Source organism: Chitinophaga polysaccharea, from assembly GCF_007829335.1.
GTDB classification, from domain to species: domain Bacteria; phylum Bacteroidota; class Bacteroidia; order Chitinophagales; family Chitinophagaceae; genus Chitinophaga; species Chitinophaga polysaccharea_B.
The window spans coordinates 569735-586800 of the sequence record NZ_VIWO01000002.1; the positions used below are offsets into that span (position 1 = coordinate 569735).

General features: G+C 46.7%; 19 protein-coding genes. 9 read left to right on the forward strand and 10 right to left on the reverse strand.

Features of this window, described 5'->3' with window-relative positions:
- The first annotated feature begins 8 nt into the window (after positions 1 to 8).
- Together FHW36_RS10260 and pgi are read left to right on the forward strand one after the other, a co-directional pair.
- Positions 9 to 812 carry a hypothetical protein gene (locus FHW36_RS10260; RefSeq protein WP_145666600.1) on the forward strand — a complete coding sequence of 268 codons (804 nt, stop codon included), beginning with the start codon at positions 9 to 11 and terminating at the stop codon, positions 810 to 812.
- 42 nt (positions 813 to 854) lie between these two features.
- Complete coding sequence (gene pgi / locus FHW36_RS10265) at positions 855 to 2507, forward strand: glucose-6-phosphate isomerase (RefSeq protein ID WP_145666603.1); 1653 nt, start codon at positions 855 to 857, stop codon at positions 2505 to 2507.
- A 121-nt stretch (positions 2508 to 2628) separates the two neighbouring features.
- On the opposite strand, the gene FHW36_RS10270 is transcribed toward pgi, so the two are convergent.
- The 5 genes from FHW36_RS10270 to FHW36_RS10290 form a co-directional block, all read right to left on the reverse strand.
- A complete protein-coding gene (locus tag FHW36_RS10270; RefSeq protein WP_145666606.1) occupies positions 2629 to 3063 on the reverse strand; it encodes a DUF3276 family protein in 435 nt (144 codons plus the stop codon).
- A 157-nt stretch (positions 3064 to 3220) separates the two neighbouring features.
- Positions 3221 to 5017 (reverse strand): ABC transporter ATP-binding protein, encoded by a 1797-nt coding sequence (locus tag FHW36_RS10275; protein WP_145666609.1) that lies wholly within the window; start codon positions 5015 to 5017, stop codon positions 3221 to 3223.
- 110 nt (positions 5018 to 5127) lie between these two features.
- Positions 5128 to 5703, reverse strand: coding sequence for a DcrB-related protein (locus FHW36_RS10280; protein ID WP_145666611.1), 576 nt, complete (start codon positions 5701 to 5703; stop codon positions 5128 to 5130).
- Positions 5704 to 5754: 51 nt separating this feature from the next.
- A complete protein-coding gene (locus FHW36_RS10285) occupies positions 5755 to 6684 on the reverse strand; it encodes a phosphoribosylaminoimidazolesuccinocarboxamide synthase (protein WP_145666614.1) in 930 nt (309 codons plus the stop codon).
- Between the two features lie 123 nt (positions 6685 to 6807).
- Positions 6808 to 8172, reverse strand: coding sequence for an exonuclease domain-containing protein (locus FHW36_RS10290; protein ID WP_145666617.1), 1365 nt, complete (start codon positions 8170 to 8172; stop codon positions 6808 to 6810).
- 298 nt (positions 8173 to 8470) lie between these two features.
- On the opposite strand from FHW36_RS10290, the gene FHW36_RS10295 reads away from it, so the two are divergent.
- From FHW36_RS10295 to FHW36_RS10325, 7 genes are all read left to right on the forward strand, one after another.
- A complete protein-coding gene (locus FHW36_RS10295; RefSeq protein WP_145666620.1) occupies positions 8471 to 9004 on the forward strand; it encodes a YceI family protein in 534 nt (177 codons plus the stop codon).
- A 66-nt stretch (positions 9005 to 9070) separates the two neighbouring features.
- Complete coding sequence (locus FHW36_RS10300; RefSeq protein ID WP_145666623.1) at positions 9071 to 10009, forward strand: ring-cleaving dioxygenase; 939 nt, start codon at positions 9071 to 9073, stop codon at positions 10007 to 10009.
- 75 nt (positions 10010 to 10084) lie between these two features.
- Positions 10085 to 10486, forward strand: coding sequence for an OsmC family protein (locus tag FHW36_RS10305; RefSeq protein WP_145666625.1), 402 nt, complete (start codon positions 10085 to 10087; stop codon positions 10484 to 10486).
- 4 nt (positions 10487 to 10490) lie between these two features.
- A complete protein-coding gene (locus FHW36_RS10310; RefSeq protein WP_145666628.1) occupies positions 10491 to 10934 on the forward strand; it encodes a (4Fe-4S)-binding protein in 444 nt (147 codons plus the stop codon).
- Between the two features lie 7 nt (positions 10935 to 10941).
- Positions 10942 to 11214, forward strand: a complete 273-nt coding sequence (locus FHW36_RS10315) for a GNAT family N-acetyltransferase (RefSeq protein WP_145666631.1) — start codon at positions 10942 to 10944, stop codon at positions 11212 to 11214.
- A 34-nt stretch (positions 11215 to 11248) separates the two neighbouring features.
- On the forward strand, positions 11249 to 11824 hold the full coding sequence (locus tag FHW36_RS10320) for a YeeE/YedE family protein (protein WP_145666634.1): 576 nt from the start codon (positions 11249 to 11251) through the stop codon (positions 11822 to 11824).
- Between the two features lies 1 nt (position 11825).
- Entirely contained in the window at positions 11826 to 12236 is a 411-nt protein-coding gene (locus FHW36_RS10325; protein WP_145666637.1) for a DUF6691 family protein, read from the forward strand.
- A 72-nt stretch (positions 12237 to 12308) separates the two neighbouring features.
- Here FHW36_RS10325 and FHW36_RS10330 read toward each other — a convergent pair whose 3' ends face one another.
- The 5 genes from FHW36_RS10330 to FHW36_RS10350 form a co-directional block, all read right to left on the reverse strand.
- A complete protein-coding gene (locus FHW36_RS10330; RefSeq protein WP_145666640.1) occupies positions 12309 to 12881 on the reverse strand; it encodes a DUF4142 domain-containing protein in 573 nt (190 codons plus the stop codon).
- A 253-nt stretch (positions 12882 to 13134) separates the two neighbouring features.
- A complete protein-coding gene (locus FHW36_RS10335) occupies positions 13135 to 14316 on the reverse strand; it encodes a zinc finger domain-containing protein (RefSeq protein WP_145666643.1) in 1182 nt (393 codons plus the stop codon).
- A 5-nt stretch (positions 14317 to 14321) separates the two neighbouring features.
- Positions 14322 to 15431 (reverse strand): SPFH domain-containing protein, encoded by a 1110-nt coding sequence (locus tag FHW36_RS10340; protein WP_145666646.1) that lies wholly within the window; start codon positions 15429 to 15431, stop codon positions 14322 to 14324.
- Between the two features lie 71 nt (positions 15432 to 15502).
- The gene (locus FHW36_RS10345) at positions 15503 to 16351 is read right to left on the reverse strand and encodes an alpha/beta hydrolase (RefSeq protein WP_145666649.1); all 849 of its coding nucleotides are present in this window, start codon (positions 16349 to 16351) and stop codon (positions 15503 to 15505) included.
- A 155-nt stretch (positions 16352 to 16506) separates the two neighbouring features.
- On the reverse strand, positions 16507 to 16998 hold the full coding sequence (locus FHW36_RS10350) for a hypothetical protein (RefSeq protein WP_145666652.1): 492 nt from the start codon (positions 16996 to 16998) through the stop codon (positions 16507 to 16509).
- Positions 16999 to 17066 lie beyond the last annotated feature (68 nt).

Sequence of the window (17066 nt, forward strand, 5' to 3'; positions counted from 1 at the left end):
TATTCATTATGGTGCGCCATGAAACCCTTCACTTCAAGAACAGGTCTATATTTAACACGCTTGGTTACATTATCATGATCACAGTCAATGTGCTGGCGTTGTTACTTCCTATTAACGGCAATACCACCGGGCAGGTTTCAGCAGCATATCCCAGCCTGTTTGTGCCGGCACATATTACGTTTTTCATATGGGGAGTTATTTATCTGTCGTTGCTGGGCTTTATCATTTATCAATTGTGGCTGGCGTTTTCCAATAAACAACCGGAAGGCCTATCGCGTTTAATGCGGCGTATGAAGGACTGGTTCCTGATCTCTTCGGTATGTAATGCCTGCTGGCTCTTTGCCTGGCATTATCAACTGATACCGGTGAGCCTAGTGATTATGTTGATATTACTGTTATCTCTGGCTGTCATACACTTCAATTTTGGTATCGCTACTGCCCCTGCTTCCCTCGCCGAACGGGTATTCATTCATTTTCCGTTTAGTCTTTACCTGGGCTGGATCGTTATTGCCGCCATTGCCAATATCGCCGCTTTCTTGTCTTATGCCGGCTGGGAAGGCAGTCTGCATACGCAGGTAATCCGCACTATTGTGATGATAGCCATTGGTACCCTGTTGACGATCGCCATGATCCTGTTTCGCAACAATATCGTATATGCGCTTGTTAGTGTTTGGGCATTTTATGGTATCCTGCTAAAAAGAAGAACGGTAGATGTCATGGAGGAAAACGCCATCATACACACCTGTATTATAGCCATAGGCGTTATCGCGGTCACAATTTCCTGGCAATTATACAGGAAACAGAAATCCTGATATGAAAAGATTATTTTTGATGCGCATTTAATAAACAACATTATGTTTCCATCTACCAATCCAACTACCACCAAGTCGTGGGAGGCACTAAAGAAACACGCTGAAGACATGAAGCAGGTACATATGCGTACCTTGTTTATGGAAGACAAAGAACGCTTCAGTGCATTTTCGCTGCAGTTTGAAGACATCCTTTTCGACTATTCGAAAAATATTATAACGGAAGATACCCGTAACCTGTTATTGAGCCTGGCGGCAGAATGCAAAGTGCCGGATGCTATCAAGGCGATGTTCAGTGCGGAGAAGATCAACGTAACGGAAAACCGTGCTGTGTTACATACAGCGCTGCGTAATACATCCAACAAACCGGTTATGCTGGATGGCCGCGACGTCATGCCCGATGTGAAAGCCGTATTAAATAAGATGGATCATATCTGCCGGCAAATACATTCCGGTGAGTGGAAAGGATATACCGGCAAGCCTATACGCTATATCGTTAACATTGGTATCGGTGGCTCCGACCTCGGCCCGGTCATGGTTACTGAAGCGCTGAAGCCTTACTGGAGACCTGGCATACAGCCGTATTTCGTGTCTAACGTAGACGGAACGCATATCGCGGAAACACTGAAAAAAATTACGCCCGATGAAACCCTGTTCCTTATTGCGTCCAAAACGTTTACCACACAGGAAACCATGACCAACGCTCTCACGGCGCGCGCCTGGTTCCTGGAACATGCAAAGGACGAAAAATTTGTAGCCAAACATTTTGCGGCGTTATCTACCAATGAAAAAGCAGTCACTGCTTTTGGCATCGATCCCAATAATATGTTTGAATTCTGGGACTGGGTTGGCGGCCGCTACTCCTTATGGTCTGCTATTGGCTTGTCTATTGCGCTGACCATCGGTTTTGAAAACTTCACCGAACTGCTCGATGGCGCACATGCGGTAGACAATCATTTCACCCAGACGCCGCTGGAAAAAAATATCCCGGTGATCATGGCGCTGATTGGTTTATGGTACGGCAACTTCTTCGGCAGTGCTACTGAAGCCATTCTCCCTTATGATCAATACATGCACCGCTTCGCGGCCTATTTCCAGCAGGGCAATATGGAGAGCAATGGTAAAACCGCTGATCGTACAGGCAACAACGTTAGTTACCAAACCGGTCCTATTGTTTGGGGCGAGCCAGGTACTAACGGACAGCATGCCTTCTATCAGCTCATTCACCAGGGTACGAAGCTGATCCCCTGCGATTTTATCGCACCGGCGATCAGTCATAATCCTATCGGCGACCATCACGTGAAATTGTTATCTAACTTCTTTGCCCAAACGGAGGCGCTGATGAACGGTAAAACAGCAGCAGAAGTAAGCGCTGAGCTGGAGAAAGCAGGTGCGTCTGCTGAAGAAATAGCCAAGATATTACCTTCCAAGATATTCAGTGGCAACCGTCCTACCAACTCTTTCCTGTTGAAGAAGATTACACCCCGTTCCCTGGGCTCACTGACAGCCCTATACGAACATAAGATCTTCGTGCAGGGAGTAATCTGGAATATCTATAGCTTCGATCAGTGGGGAGTGGAATTGGGTAAACAATTAGCCAGCAAGATATTGCCGGAGCTGGAAAACAATGATACAATACTGAATCATGATGCCAGTACCAATGGGCTGATCAACGCCTGGAAACAGATGAAAGGTTAACAATACGATCATATAAAGCAATGGGGAAGGAATCTATTTCTTCCCCATTTTTTTATTCCTTCGGGCAATAAAAAACCCCCGGAGAAATCCGGGGGTTGACAATTATTTTAAGTAAAAAATCTTACCATTTGTCTACCTCATCTGAGCTATGTGAAGCCGGGGCGGCAACAGACGCCTCAACAGGTGCGGCAACAGCTTCTACCGAAGTACGCACTTCAGCTCCTTCTGCCTCTGCTTCGTCCTGTTCTTCCTGCACATAATCATGGTTGTAGGCATCAAAGTCGAAATCAGGCATCAACTCAGTTTTTACATAGTTGATGGTTTCGGTCAATGCATTCAGGAACTTGTTAAAGTCTTCCTTGTACAGGAATACTTTATGCCTGTCATAACCATTGTCATTAAAACGTTTCTTACTTTCTGTGATAGTAAGAAAATAGTCGTTTCCCCGAGTGGTCTTTACATCAAAGAAGTACGTTCTTCTTTTGCCCGCTTTCAATCGTTTAGAAAAGATGCTATCATTGTTTCTTTCCTGTTGATTGTTGTTGTCGTACGCCACAGTTGATAGATTTAAGTGTTAACGAATCAAATCCTGTTACAATAAGAGACAAATATACTATTGTTTTACAAATATCAAAATATTTTTAAATGATTTTGAAAAATCATAAAACCGGCTTGTAACCGGCTTCCACAAAGGGTATACAAGCTCATGATTGTTATTCAGTTACGTTTTCCTCCTCTCCTGTTTGCTGACGAGTATACAATTCTGCGTAGTATCCATTCAATGATAATAAATCATCATGCGTTCCTTCTTCTACAATCTTTCCTTCATCCAATACGATGATTTTATCGAACTCAAACAACGCAAAGATGCGATGGGTAATGATAATGGCTGTCTTATGCTGCAGATAGGCGTAGAGGTTACCAATGATTTCTTTCTCGGTGCGGGCGTCTACCGCCGACAGGCAGTCGTCGAAGATGAGGATATTAGGATCTTTGATGAGCGCCCGGGCGATGGAAATGCGTTGTTTTTGCCCACCGCTGAGGGTAACACCCCGCTCTCCTATTTCTGTTTCAAAACCTTCATTAAAACCGAAGATGTCTTTTTCTACAGAAGCTTGCCGGGCGGCCGTTTGCACCGTTTCCAGGGAGGCGGTTGGATCGCCAAAACGAATGTTATTGGCTACGGTATCCGAAAACAAGAATACGTCCTGTGGAACATAGCTGATCTGCCCGCGCAGACTACCCAGTTGAATGGTACGAATATCCTGTTGATCCAATAATACCTTTCCCTGCTGGGGATCGTACATGCGGATGAGCAATTGTGCCAGCGTACTCTTGCCAGAGCCTGTTCTACCGATGATGGCTACCTTTTGGCCGGGCTTAATATGCAGGTTAAAATCCTTCAGGGCAGTAATGCCGGTATGCGGATAAGTAAAGGATACATTCTCCAACCGTACCTCTCCTTTCAGCATAGCTGCCTGCGCGCCCGGTGCATCTTTAATAACCGGTTCAATCTGCAGGAATTCGTTTATACGTTGTTGTGATGCCGCCGCACGCTGTATCATAGATGCTACCATACCAATAGAAAAGAAGGGAAACATCAGCATATTTACGTAAATCACAAACTCCGCGAGATTACCTACGGTAATATTTCCATCAATCACCTGTATACCACCGATAAAGATGGTCAATATTACGCTCAGTCCTATCATGAGTGCCATGGTGGGCTGAAACAGTGCATCTGTTTTGGCCAGGCTGATAGAGCTGTTTTTATAGGCTTCGCTGGCATCTTCAAAATGTTGTGCGCTGGCATCTTCCTGGATATAGGATTTTATGACCCGTATACCAGAGTAAGACTCCTGCGCAATAGAGGTGATATTAGACAACTGTGCCTGGATTTTTTCGCTTTTACGATGAATAATCCGGTTCACATAGTAAATAGTTAATGCCAGCAAAGGCAATGGCGACAAGGTATACAGCGTTAGCAGCGGGTTTACCTGGAGCATCAGGTACACAATAATAATAATGAGAAACAGGGTGCGGGAAGCATACATAATAGCCGGTCCTACGTACATGCGTACCCGTGATACGTCTTCTGTAATACGGCTCATCAGGTCGCCGGTTCTGTGCATCTTGAAGAAGTTCAGGTCCAGGCGCTGGTAATGCTGATAGATTTCATTTTTCAGGTCGTATTCAATATGCCGGCTCATCACGATGAGTGTTTGCCGCTGCAGGAAGAGAAAGAACCCGCTGAGCAGGGCAAATATCAGGATGCTTATGCCATAAAAAGCCAGTACGTGTGTAAAATCGGACCGGAAAAATCCTTTCAGCGAAGTATCGCTCAGGAGGCGGTATTCATCGATATTATGCGACAGCAAATCAAAAATCTGCCGTACCATGATCGGTTGAAAAATACTGAACACGATGGAGATGGCTGTAAACAACAATCCAAGGATCAGGCGCCATTTATTGGAAAGAAAATATTTATTAAGTGCTGCCAGGTGTTTCAATGGTGAATGATTTGAAAGTAAAAGTACTACAAAGAGCCGAAAGCAAAAAGCACAAAGCTATTGTCGTGAACGACAGCAGCTTTGTGCTTTTTGCTTATGCTTTTACCTGATTACTTTGCGTTAAACGACGTCAGTATTTCCTCCAGGGCAGGCGTATACTTTTCCATTTCGTTTGCAAGCGTGGTGAGTGTAATAGCGTAGGCGATATTATTTTTCACGAGTATTGTCACCTGTCCATTGAGCATGGTACCGGATTCGCGGTGGGCATACTGACATTTCATCCATTTGGCTGCTACATCCGTAACGGTACGTTCGCCTTCGGCGAGTTTTTTATAGTCGCTGAAAAACGTTTCCATTTCCTTTTGCGTGGTGGTCATGTATTTGTCGAGCGTAAAACCAGCTTTCAATTCCTGGGAAACAATGTTAACGTTGGCCTGGAAATCATTGCCTGGTTCCAGGGGCGCCATCATGAAAGTATATTCAATGCGGCTCATTACGGTATCTTTGGTAGACCAGCCCGCGGGAGCTTTCACCGTATACTTGCCATTGCCCGCATTCATGCCGGGCGCCTTTCCTGCTATTTCCAGCACTTCAGCACTGCTTAATTCTTTAGGGGACCTGGAAGCGTGGTTACATGCGGTAAAATTTAACAAACAAATTGCCGCAGCGAGTAATTGTATTTTCATGTGCACAAGGATAAGTAATCGCTCCGGCAGCTACCGGAGCGATTATCATGATTATAAACTTTTCAGTGCAGCTATGATAGTGGATTCTGCATCCGCAGCCGCAACGTCTTCTTTCACAAATTTCTGACCGGTAATATTTTCAAACAGCTCAATGTAACGCTCACTAACGCTGTTTACGAATTCATCTGTCATTTCAGGTACCTGTTGACCATCTTTACCCTGGAAACCATTTGCCATCAACCATTCACGTACAAACTCCTTGCTGAGTTGTTTTTGCTGAGCACCGTTTTTCTGGTTTTCTTCATAGCCTTCTGCATAGAAATAGCGGGAAGAATCAGGGGTATGGATTTCGTCGATCACATAGATAGTATCGCCGATTTTACCGAATTCGTATTTGGTATCTACGAGGATCAGTCCACGTTTAGCCGCCATTTCCTTACCTCTTTCAAATAAGGCGAGGGTATATTTTTCCAGTTGTTCGTAGTCCTCTTTACTTACCAGGCCCTGTGCAATGATCTCTTCGCGGGAGATATCCTCATCGTGACCTTCATGTGCTTTGGTAGTAGGCGTGATAATGGGTGTGGGGAAGAAATCATTTTCCTTCAGCCCTTCCGGCATGGTAACGCCGCAGAGGGTACGCTGACCGGTTTTGTAGGTTCTCCAGGCATGGCCGGTAAGGTTACCGCGCACAACCATTTCTACAGGGAAAGTTTCGCATTTCAAACCAATCGTTACGTTTGGTAACGGAGATGATTTTACCCAGTTGGGAACGATGTCTTTGGTTGCATCCAGCATAATAGCCGCTACCTGGTTCAATACTTGCCCCTTGTAAGGAATCGGACGAGGTAATACCACATCAAATGCAGAGATACGATCACTCACCACCATTACCATCAGCCTGTCTTCAATCGTGTAAACATCACGTACTTTTCCTTTGTAAAAGGCAGTTTGACCTGGCAATTTGAAACTTGACTCTAACATGAATAAAAAAATTAAATATGAAATCTGTGATTAGGAGTTGCAAAAGTAATCACGAATCACTTTATTTTTCGTTATTGTGCTTTTTTTTTCTTAGCGTCTCAAAAAATAGGTATTTATCCTTACTTACGAGGTGGTAAGTTGCCGGCTATTGCTGGCGTACGGCCGTAGCAGGCCTATGATGACTTCATTTTCCGCATAGGGGGTCAGGTAGGTTTTGAACTGTTCCACATCAGACATGTCTACTTCTGCGGGTATATAGCCCATTCCGTAAAACCGTCCCCGCTCCATCAGGATACAGCTCTTTTCGTTACTGCTGCGTCCCTTATCGATGATGGTAACCGAAGGTTGTTGCTCCTGCAGGAAAGCGATGGCGGCCTTCACCCGTTCATTATAAGCTGCCGGCGCTTCGGCTTTTTCGCAAGCCCCTTTACAGGTAGCGGCGGCAATACCGGCACAGGTGCCGGTACCTTTCTGGAGAAAACACAATTTGGGGCATAACCCGAACTCCTTTATCAGCGAGCGTAGCAGGCGATGTCCATCTATCAGTAAATTAAAGCTGTGTATGGGGTGGGTATACTTCCGTTTCTTTTCTATGGCCAGCCTCAGGTAGCCGTGCTGGTCTTCAAACAGGTAAAAGCCATAGCGGAACTCCACCCGCTTCTGGGCGGAGTTATAAATGGGCCAAAGCCGTTTTATCTCGACCGACTCCAGGATGCAGGCCATCAGGTCTGTAGCCGTTTCCTGGTGGGTAATGCTATAAATAGTGCGGAGGAAGTTTTGTCGCTGGCGACTGGTACTATGCCCCGTAAAGTGGCTGTTAACACGCTTCTTGAGGTCTTTCGCCTTGCCTACATATACCACTTTCCCCTTCTGGTCGTGGAAATAGTATACGCCAGGGCGGTCGGGCAACGACTTTACCTGTTCTGGTGGCAGGTTTGGTGGCAGGAACTGTTCTTTTGAACCCACCTTCAGCGCGGCAGCAATCACCTTCTCTTTATCATTAGCCAGCAACAGGCCGAAGAGTTTAGCCGTAGCCTCCGCATCGCCACCGGCGCGATGACGGCCATGTATGGGGATACTGAAATGCCGGCAGATATTACCCAGGCTATAGGATGCCAGGCCGGGGAAGATTTTGCGGCCCAGTCGAACCGTACAAAGTTTTTTCGTTTGCAGGTCAAAACCGGCGGTGTTCAGTTGATGCTTAATAAAAGAATAGTCGAAGTTGACGTTGTGTGCCACAAAGATGCGGTCTTTCAACAAATCGAACAGCATCGGCGCAATCGCTTCAAAGGGAGGTGCTTCCGCCACCATTTCATTGGTGATCCCTGTCAGGGATTCAATATAATAAGGAATGGGTATACCGGGGTTTACCAGGGTTTGGTAATGCTGCGTAATTTCCTTGCCATCGAACAGGAATACAGCAATTTCCGTAATTCCATTGGCACTGGCATGGCCACCTGTTGTTTCAATATCTACAATTGCGTACATCCGTTGGCAAATATATGGATTGTTACTACTAAATTTTCATGAATAAGGTTTGAAGTATTTGAAAAAAATTATACATAATTTGATAATAAATGAGTTACGGTTAAAATCATTACCTTTAACAACAACGATAAATAGTACATCATTTACCGTATTTGATCCATTTGCTCCCAAAGATTATCAACCGATATTTGTGTTACAAAAAATTGAACAATAATTTTCAGTTCTTGTTAAAATATAGTCCTGCAGCGGTTTTCGCAGCTAAAAATATCATTGATTCATTATAAAACTACATTTACTTATGGCAAAGCAACAATGGACGTTAGACCTAACCCACAGTGAACTCGGATTTAAAATCCGTCACCTGATGATTACCAATATCAATGGTAAGTTTCACAATTTCACGGTAGATGCCGAAACGGAGGGAGAAGACTTTATGACGGCAAAAGTAACGGTGAAAGTAGATGTAGACTCCATCACTACGGGCAGTGATGACCGGGACAAGCACCTCCGTTCGCCTGACTTCTTTGATGTAAATACTTTCCGGGATATTACGTTTGTAACCACGAAGTATGAAAACGTGGACAATGATGGCTCCTACGAGTTATGGGGCGATCTGACCATCCGCAATGTAACCAAGAATGTAAAGCTGGACGTTGAATTCGGCGGCGTGGTAAAAGACCCCTGGGGCAATACCAAAGCAGGATTTACTATTAACGGTAAAATCAACCGTAAAGATTTTGGCCTTACCTGGAATGCTGCCACAGAAACCGGTGGCGTGTTGGTCGGCGACGATGTGAAGCTCTACGGAGAAGTGCAATTAATTAAAAAATAGAAGGAAGTGGTTAGTTGCGGATAGCTACTACCTGCAGCTAACCACTCCTGCTTAAAAGGAGGTGTTATGAACGAACAAGCTATCACTGGGTTACACCATATTACCGCGATATCCGGCAATGCTAAGAAAAATTATGATTTTTACACCCGCGTCATGGGGTTGCGATTTGTAAAAAAGACGGTAAACTTTGACGACCCACATACCTACCATTTTTACTACGGGGATGAAACCGGCACTCCTGGCACCATACTCACCTTTTTCCCCTGGGAAGATATTATGGCCGGCCGCAGAGGCACACATATGGCCACTGAAATAGGTTACTCCATCCCGGAAGGCAGTATTGATTTCTGGTTAAAGCGATTCGAAAAAGAGAATATTATTTATAATAAGCCTTCTTCCAAATTCGGCGAAATATATCTGACTTTCCTGGATCCCGATGGGCTGAAGATAGAACTAACGGTACCGGACCTACCCGATTCCCGCGTTCCCTGGGTTACGCCGGAAGTACCTGAAGAACATGCTACGCGTGGATTTCACCATGTAACGCTGACACTGGAGGACGTACAGGCTACCTCTGATATACTGGTATCCGTTTTTGGTTACCAGCTGGTAAAGCATCATGCCAACCGCTATCGTTTTGCCAGTCCAGCTGGCGATACTGCCAACTTTATAGACCTGGTGGAAGCCAAGGGCGAACCACGTGGCCATGTAGCCGGGGGCAGTATACACCACATCGCATTCCGGATGAAAGACGATGCCATGCAATTACATTACCGGCAGCTCCTGGAAGACCGTGGCCTGCATCCAACAGAGCAGCTGGATCGTAAATATTTCCGCTCCGTATATTTCCGGGAGCCGGGAGGCGTGCTGTTTGAACTGGCCACCGACACCCCGGGATTTGCGGTGGATGAGCCGATAGCCGAGCTGGGTACGCACCTGATGTTACCGGACCAATTTGAACCGCAGCGGGAAGAGATTGTAAAAAAACTGATTACACTGGGATAGTATGAACATCACCAGCTACAACAAAACACACCGTTAACGGCAGCAGGGCTTAAAGACAATTATCAACAATAAAATATGGATCAGGAAGTTAGTGTAAGTTTATCCGGACAGCCTTACCAGGTCACCATCGATACCCGGGGGCACCGCTGGCTGGGAGATGAACCTGAAGACGTGGGTGGCGGCGACACTGGCCCACAACCCGGGGAGTTATTATTAAGCAGTTTGGGCGCCTGCACAGCGATTACCTTAAAGATGTATGCCAACAGGAAAAAATGGCCGGTAGAACATATAGCCGTGGAACTGCGCTACAACAGTGCGGCAAAGCCTAATTCACTTACCACCGTCATTGATATGGAAATTCATTTTACGGGAAACCTCAGCGAGGAACAGCATGCCCGCCTGCTGCAGATAGCGCACTCCTGCCCTGTTCACAAAGTGCTGAGCAATCCTATTGTTATCAATACAAAAGCAGTTTAAAGAGATGAAAGATATTACCAAACATTACACCAACGGGGAAGTAACCATTGTATGGAAACCGAATGTTTGTATACATTCGGAGATGTGTTTTCATGGGCTGCCTGACGTATTTAATCCGCATCAAAAGCCCTGGATCAATGCGGAAGGCGCTTCCACAGAAAAGATTGTATCGCAGGTGAAGCAATGCCCTTCCGGCGCCCTTACATTTTATATGAATGCCGATATAGCGGCGGAGGGAGGTACCGCCCCCGATATTACTGCCGAAAGCATTGTAGAACCTATGCCTAATGGTCCGCTGCTGGTATATGGTAATATCGTGGTAAAGGATGCCAGTGGTAAAGAAACGCATAAAAATAAAGTTACTGCTTTCTGCCGCTGTGGCGGTTCTTCCAATAAGCCTTATTGCGACGGCACGCATACCAAAATTAATTTCTCTGATAAATCTTAATGATAGTATGGAACTTACGATTACCAATAATACAGCGAAACAACAGTTTGAAACCGTGGTAGAAGGTCATACAGCGCTGATTGCCTATAAACTGTTTCCCGGCGGCATTGCCTACATACATACAGAAGTACCACAGGAACTGGAAGGCCGGGGCATAGCCGGCCAGCTGGCGAAGTATGTACTGGAATATGCCAGGGAACAGCACCTGAAAGTGAAGCCATTATGCCCTTACGTAAACGCCTATATGAAAAGACACCCTGAGTACAACGACCTGTTGTAACAGTTGTCTGATTAATATCTAACAAATACCTGTTATGCAACTATTAAAGTTTATTCAACAGCCCTGGCACTGGTCGGTGTCGGGATTGCTGATCGGGCTTACGGTACCGGTGCTGCTGATATTGGGGAACAAAGTGTTTGGCATCTCTTCTTCCCTACGACATATCTGCGCCGCGTGTTTTCCGGCCAATATCACCTTCTTTAAATACGACTGGAAGAAAGAGTCGTGGAATCTTTTCTTCGCAGCAGGCATCCTGCTGGGGGCATTTATCGCCGGGCATTACCTGCAGGATGGACAAGACACCCAGGTAGCAGCGGCTACCCGGGAGCGTTTGGCCAGTTATGGTATACACGACTACCGCGCGTTATTACCGCCTGAAATATTCAGCTGGCAGCAGCTGTTTACCTGGAAGGGACTTATTTTCTTCGTGATAGGCGGTTTCATGATAGGCTTTGGCACCCGGTACGCCGGAGGTTGTACCTCGGGGCATTCCATTATGGGATTGTCCAACCTGCAATGGCCTTCGCTGGTGGCCACGGTCTGTTTTATGGCTGGCGGGTTTGCCAGCGCAAATCTCTTTATTCCCCTTATTTTTAAATGGCTTCACTAAAATGAAAAATGTTAAGTACCTGTTGGCAGGCGTTTTCTTCGGCATTGTACTGGTAAAAGCCCAGGTGATCAGCTGGTTCCGGATACAGGAAATGTTTCAGCTCACGTCTTTTCATATGTATGGGGTGATTGGCACGGCGGTGGTGACCGGCATCATCTCCTTACAGTTGATTAAACGCTTTCATATCAAAACGCTCTCAGGTGATCCAATTGTAGTGGCGCCCAAAAAGTTCAGCAAGGGGCAAATATACGGGGGATTGATCTTCGGACTGGGATGGGCTATCACCGGCGCCTGTCCGGGGCCGCTCTTCGCCCAGATAGGAATGGGATTTAGCGTAGTGGCGGTCACATTAGTGAGTGCCATTGCCGGCACCTGGGTATACGGCGCTATCCAGGCTAAGCTGCCTCAATAAAAAAGCAAAGCTCCAGGGAATGGATCCCTGAAGCTCTTTTGCTATTCTCTGGACTCACAACTTGCTTATTGATTATTTTAATGCTTTCTGGATGACTCTGGCAGAATCCTGGTGCACTTTCAAAGTTGGCAACGTGCTTGTTGCCCATGTTTTAAGATCCGGATCTGTCAGATCGCTGGAGGCTTTTTCAAACTCTTTTACATCCTTATCGTGGTCATCTACCATCATGTCGATGTAAGATTTATCAAAATCTTTCCCGCTCTTTTTACCCAGATCATCCAGATGATTTTTTTCCTGGGTAGATAGTTCAGCAGGTAATGCAATATTTTTCTTTCCTGCCAGTTCTTTCAGCTGATCTCCTGCCTTGGTATGGTCGGTTACCATCATAGCGCCAAACGCTTTGACTCTTGCATTAGATGCTTTTTCCTGTGCCAGTTTTCCCATGGCTACTTCCATCATACCGCCATTAGCAGCATCCACTGCAAACTTTGAAGAATTTTCATCTACCGGTTTAGCGATTTCATTGAGGTCCTTGGCGCTGTCGACCGGTTTTTCCGATTGCGGATTCCTGTTGGTGCTATTGCCACAGGACTGCGTCATCCATGCAGCCAGGGCTATAGTTGATACTAACATTAGTTTCTTCATGACGTAATATTTTGGGTTCGTAATAGGTGTGCCTGTATAGCATTGATTTTACAAAAACGGGACCCGGATTACGCCCTCTTGCTCCATATGCGCTACTATAAAGCGTTTCCCGGACTCAGCGAGCTGCAGGGCATGTGATAGTATTTGTAGATTGTTTTCCCCAGAGCGCGAAAAAAATGGTGTTTCCCTTACTGCTGCGTTCTCTATTAACAGCGATAAGGAAAACACCATTTGCCGGTGGTGCTGGTATTAATTATTTCGATTGACTAACGAAGTAGATAGTCGTAATGATAACAATGATCAGGAGGATAAGCCCCACAATCTTGATCCAGCTGTAAGGTCTGTCGCCCGTTACTTCTCCTGTGCAGGCATTTACCACGAAATGATAAAGTTTTCCGTTGTAGCGGTACGCACTGATCCAGACAGGCAGCAACAGGTATTTAATTCCCAGGTTATTATAATCTACCTCATAACGGTCGATGCTTTGTTCATCACCACCAATGTCACTGCAAATTTCGTCTCGTATTACCGGGTCCATTCTCTTCTTAGCAACCACCAGGGCCTGTTCGGCATTGGTTTGATATATTTCTGCGCGAAATCCGCTCAGGTACCGCCCATCGTATTGCTTCAACTGGTCGAGCAGCCAGGGTTCCAGTATCTGCGCCATTTTAAGTGGCAACGAGGGACTGGCAGATACCAGTACATCCCGGAAATCGTTGCTCACCCTACCGGAAGCAGGGTACCAGGCAGTATGACGCACCTGCCGGGTGCGGGTTTCCGTTTTACCATTTACCTCTTCTGTGTAAGTTTCGGTGGTGTAATAGTACTCTCCTCTTTGTCCTGCGTAATCGGTAACCGTATCGGTATCGTAGCTCCAGTGCGGGATGTATATGCCTTTCAGTTGCTGAGAAGAGCCATCCTTTACTTTCTTCACCAGGTCGGAAGGGGCGAACCAGAGCTTACTCATCCAGGTGCGGAAGTGTTGCAGGGCTTCATTATCTTTTACCACGAAGGGCAGTACATAATGTGGCTGGAGAATAGCCGTTGTCTGCGTTGTATCTACCACCAGCGGAGAGGCGCAAAACGGGCAGGCGTCGGCAGTTACATTGGGAAGCATAGTTGTAGAAGCGCCACAGCTTTTACATTTTACGACCACCGCTTGTTGGGTGGTTTCGGTATGATTTTGCTGTTCCGCGATAAAGGTAGCATAGTCTATCGCGTGGACGGCGGTGGTAACGGTTTCCTGTTCAATTTCATTTACAGTGCCGCAGTATTCACATACCAGGCTGTTGGTACCGGGAGCATAATGCAGGATGGCTCCACAGTTCTGGCATTTCAGCGAGTTGACTGTTTCACTTGTTTTTTCCTCGAAAGACATAGGAATATTTTGGGTAACGGCTGTTGAGCCGATGCAGGGATCAACAGCCGTTACCATGATTGTTAGGGTAATGGTGGCGGAATGGTAGCTAATACCGGCGCCAGTTCGGGCACAGTAGCTGCGGCCGACCAGGCAGCCATACCGGTTTTCCACACCAGGGTTTGGGCGTTCAGGTTGCCTGCTGCTGCCAGCTGGCGGAGCTGTTCCATATCAAAAGGGCCGCTTTGTTTTCCTTCAACGGCTACGTAGAAGGGAGTGGCGCCCGGCAATGGCGGAGGCGTACCTGCACCAGTGTTGGCGGGTTGGTTATTGTTTTGGAAGACATTCCCTACCTGTCCCATCATGGCGGCGCCCATACCGGCGCCCAGTCCTGCTGCTGCAAGCCCGCCGCCATTGGGATTTTCTGCCGCTTTTTCCATAGCATTGGCCGCCTGGAACTGTGCATAGGCACCGAGGTTACCTACAATGCCCATGCTGCTGCGTTTGTCGAGCGCGGTTTCCACTTCCGGTGGCAGGGAAATATTTTCGATGAGGAATTTGGTTAATTCCAGGCCCAGCTCATTGAATTCGGCACCGATTTTTCCGGTGATCTGTGAAGATACTTCTTCATAGTTGGCGGCCAGGTCCAGTACGGGAATCTTTGCTTCCGCGATGGCTTCCATCCCACGGGATACCGCCAGGTTACGCAGTTGCTCGTTGATCCCTTCTACGGTGAACTCCGGGTTGGTAGCGGCCACTTCTTTCAGGAAAGCGCCGGCGTCTTTTACACGGAAAGCATAACTACCGAAAGCCCGGAGTCTTACCGGTCCGAATTCCGCATCGCGCAGCATCACCGGGTTTTTAGTACCCCATTTCTGGTTGGTAAACTGCCGCGTGCTCACGAAGAATACGTCTGCCTTAAACGGGCTATTAAAGCCATACTTCCATCCCTGTAAGGTGGTGAGTATAGGCATATTTTGTGTAGTCAGTGTGTACATACCGGGTTGGAATACGTCGGCAATTTTACCTTCATTCATAAAAACGGCCACCTGAGATTCCCGCACGGTGAGCTTCGCATTCATTTTTATTTCATTCTGGTAGCGGGGAAACTTCCACACAATGGTGTCTGTGGACGGGTCTGTCCACTCAATAATGTCAATAAATTCATTCCTGAGTTTATCAAAAATTCCCATAGTAACAGGTTTTATAGTCGCTCAAATGTAGAGAATTATTTACTCCCAACGTCCGTCCTGCCTTGTGATAATTATTTCACGGTAGTTTTTAGCCATTGTTCCAGGAGTGTGGGCCAGGCATCTGCTGCAGGATTGCCGCTGCGCAGTCCGTATCCATGGCCACCTTTGGCATAAAAGTGCAATTCCACGGGCACTTTCGCATCGCGGAGGGCGCCGGCCATTACCAGGGCGCTGTTGCCGTAGAAATCATCGGCGGTAGCAAAAAGAAACATGGGAGGTGTTTGTTCATTCACGGTCAGTTCAGGCGTAAGCGTCCTGTTTGTACCCTGATCAAGATAAGCAGGATATACCAGGATACCGAATGCCGGCCGGGCAGATAAGCTATCTGCTTTATCGATGGCCGTATAGGCATTCACGTTATAGCGGGTAGCGGCACGGGCCGTGAGGCTACCGCCGGCAGAAAAGCCCATCATGCCTATTTTATCGGGCTGCAGGCCCCATTCAGCTGCGCGGCTGCGTACCAGGCGGATAGCCCGTTGTGCGTCCTGCAGGGCACCCGCTTGTTTTTTAGGTACCCTGTATTGTAATACAAATGCTGTATATCCCAGCTTGTTAAGCCAGGCCGCAATTTCATCGCCTTCCAGGTCAATAGCCAATATCCCGTAACCTCCACCGGGATTGATAATTACCCCGACGCCATTGCTATTGCCTGCGGGAGCCGGAAACACTTCCAATACAGGGTCGGTCACATCTGTCAGCCGTTTTATGTTATTGCTGCCGTCGGGCGTTACCACTGCTGCATGCTTTGCCGCAGTTTCACCGGGAACTTTTCCCGGCCATAGATGAATGGTTTGTTGCTGAGCGCTGATCGTCATGTTCAATCCTAACATCATTGTTAATAAGATACCTGTTTGTTTCATAAGTGGAAATTCATGTGATGCAACAAATGTAATAAATGTAAAGGGCAGATAAAAGAGCAGCCTCCCAAAAGGGAGGCTGCGTGGTCCAATCTAACCGACAGGATATATGCAGATCCTGAAAGGTATCATCCTTGCTTATTGAATCAGGTAGTGTATTAAATAGCTTTGTAGGCCATCACAACGGTTCTTATCACATTTTCTCCATCGATCTTACCTACTGCCGTGAGGGTGAAACCCTGGTCATTTTTGACTACACTGGTATGACCTTCAAAATTATCCAGCATTTCACCGCTAAATGCGCCATCTGCGGTCATGCTCCAGTTAAAGCTGCGGGTTTGGTCTGCATCCGGGCATTTATCTCCTCCCTCATCTTCTGTACCTGTGCCATTTTCTTTCAGCACGATAAAATTATCCCGGAAGCAGGCCGGCATTACTGCTAACAGATCTGTTATAGGTCCTTGTCCTATGTCTATGCCAGGCGTTACGGTAGCGGATGCAATACTCCATTTTTTGTTGATGAGATAGGACTTGTCGATGCCGTTGGGCTGATCATCTTTCTTCCTGCATTGGGAAAAGAAGAGTGCCGCTAAGATGGCTACCGCAAATAATGTTACATCAGCCAGGCGAGCACGCAATGATTTTTTCATGATTAAGTGTTAATAGTGAACAATAAGGGGTTAATGGGTGCAAAGCTAGTTTGCACCCCGTTGTCACT

Excerpts from the sequence above, each read along its gene's own strand:
- FHW36_RS10260 (WP_145666600.1), top strand. The coding sequence starts at position 9 with ATGGTGCGCCATGAAACCCTTCACTTCAAGAACAGGTCTATATTTAAC.
- pgi (WP_145666603.1), top strand. The coding sequence starts at position 855 with ATGTTTCCATCTACCAATCCAACTACCACCAAGTCGTGGGAGGCACTA.
- FHW36_RS10280 (WP_145666611.1), bottom strand. The coding sequence starts at position 5,703 with ATGAAAATACAATTACTCGCTGCGGCAATTTGTTTGTTAAATTTTACC.
- FHW36_RS10285 (WP_145666614.1), bottom strand. The coding sequence starts at position 6,684 with ATGTTAGAGTCAAGTTTCAAATTGCCAGGTCAAACTGCCTTTTACAAA.
- FHW36_RS10290 (WP_145666617.1), bottom strand. The coding sequence starts at position 8,172 with ATGTACGCAATTGTAGATATTGAAACAACAGGTGGCCATGCCAGTGCC.
- FHW36_RS10295 (WP_145666620.1), top strand. The coding sequence starts at position 8,471 with ATGGCAAAGCAACAATGGACGTTAGACCTAACCCACAGTGAACTCGGA.
- FHW36_RS10300 (WP_145666623.1), top strand. The coding sequence starts at position 9,071 with ATGAACGAACAAGCTATCACTGGGTTACACCATATTACCGCGATATCC.
- FHW36_RS10305 (WP_145666625.1), top strand. The coding sequence starts at position 10,085 with ATGGATCAGGAAGTTAGTGTAAGTTTATCCGGACAGCCTTACCAGGTC.
- FHW36_RS10310 (WP_145666628.1), top strand. The coding sequence starts at position 10,491 with ATGAAAGATATTACCAAACATTACACCAACGGGGAAGTAACCATTGTA.
- FHW36_RS10315 (WP_145666631.1), top strand. The coding sequence starts at position 10,942 with ATGGAACTTACGATTACCAATAATACAGCGAAACAACAGTTTGAAACC.
- FHW36_RS10320 (WP_145666634.1), top strand. The coding sequence starts at position 11,249 with ATGCAACTATTAAAGTTTATTCAACAGCCCTGGCACTGGTCGGTGTCG.
- FHW36_RS10325 (WP_145666637.1), top strand. The coding sequence starts at position 11,826 with ATGAAAAATGTTAAGTACCTGTTGGCAGGCGTTTTCTTCGGCATTGTA.
- FHW36_RS10330 (WP_145666640.1), bottom strand. The coding sequence starts at position 12,881 with ATGAAGAAACTAATGTTAGTATCAACTATAGCCCTGGCTGCATGGATG.
- FHW36_RS10335 (WP_145666643.1), bottom strand. The coding sequence starts at position 14,316 with ATGGTAACGGCTGTTGATCCCTGCATCGGCTCAACAGCCGTTACCCAA.
- FHW36_RS10340 (WP_145666646.1), bottom strand. The coding sequence starts at position 15,431 with ATGGGAATTTTTGATAAACTCAGGAATGAATTTATTGACATTATTGAG.
- FHW36_RS10345 (WP_145666649.1), bottom strand. The coding sequence starts at position 16,351 with ATGAAACAAACAGGTATCTTATTAACAATGATGTTAGGATTGAACATG.
- FHW36_RS10350 (WP_145666652.1), bottom strand. The coding sequence starts at position 16,998 with ATGAAAAAATCATTGCGTGCTCGCCTGGCTGATGTAACATTATTTGCG.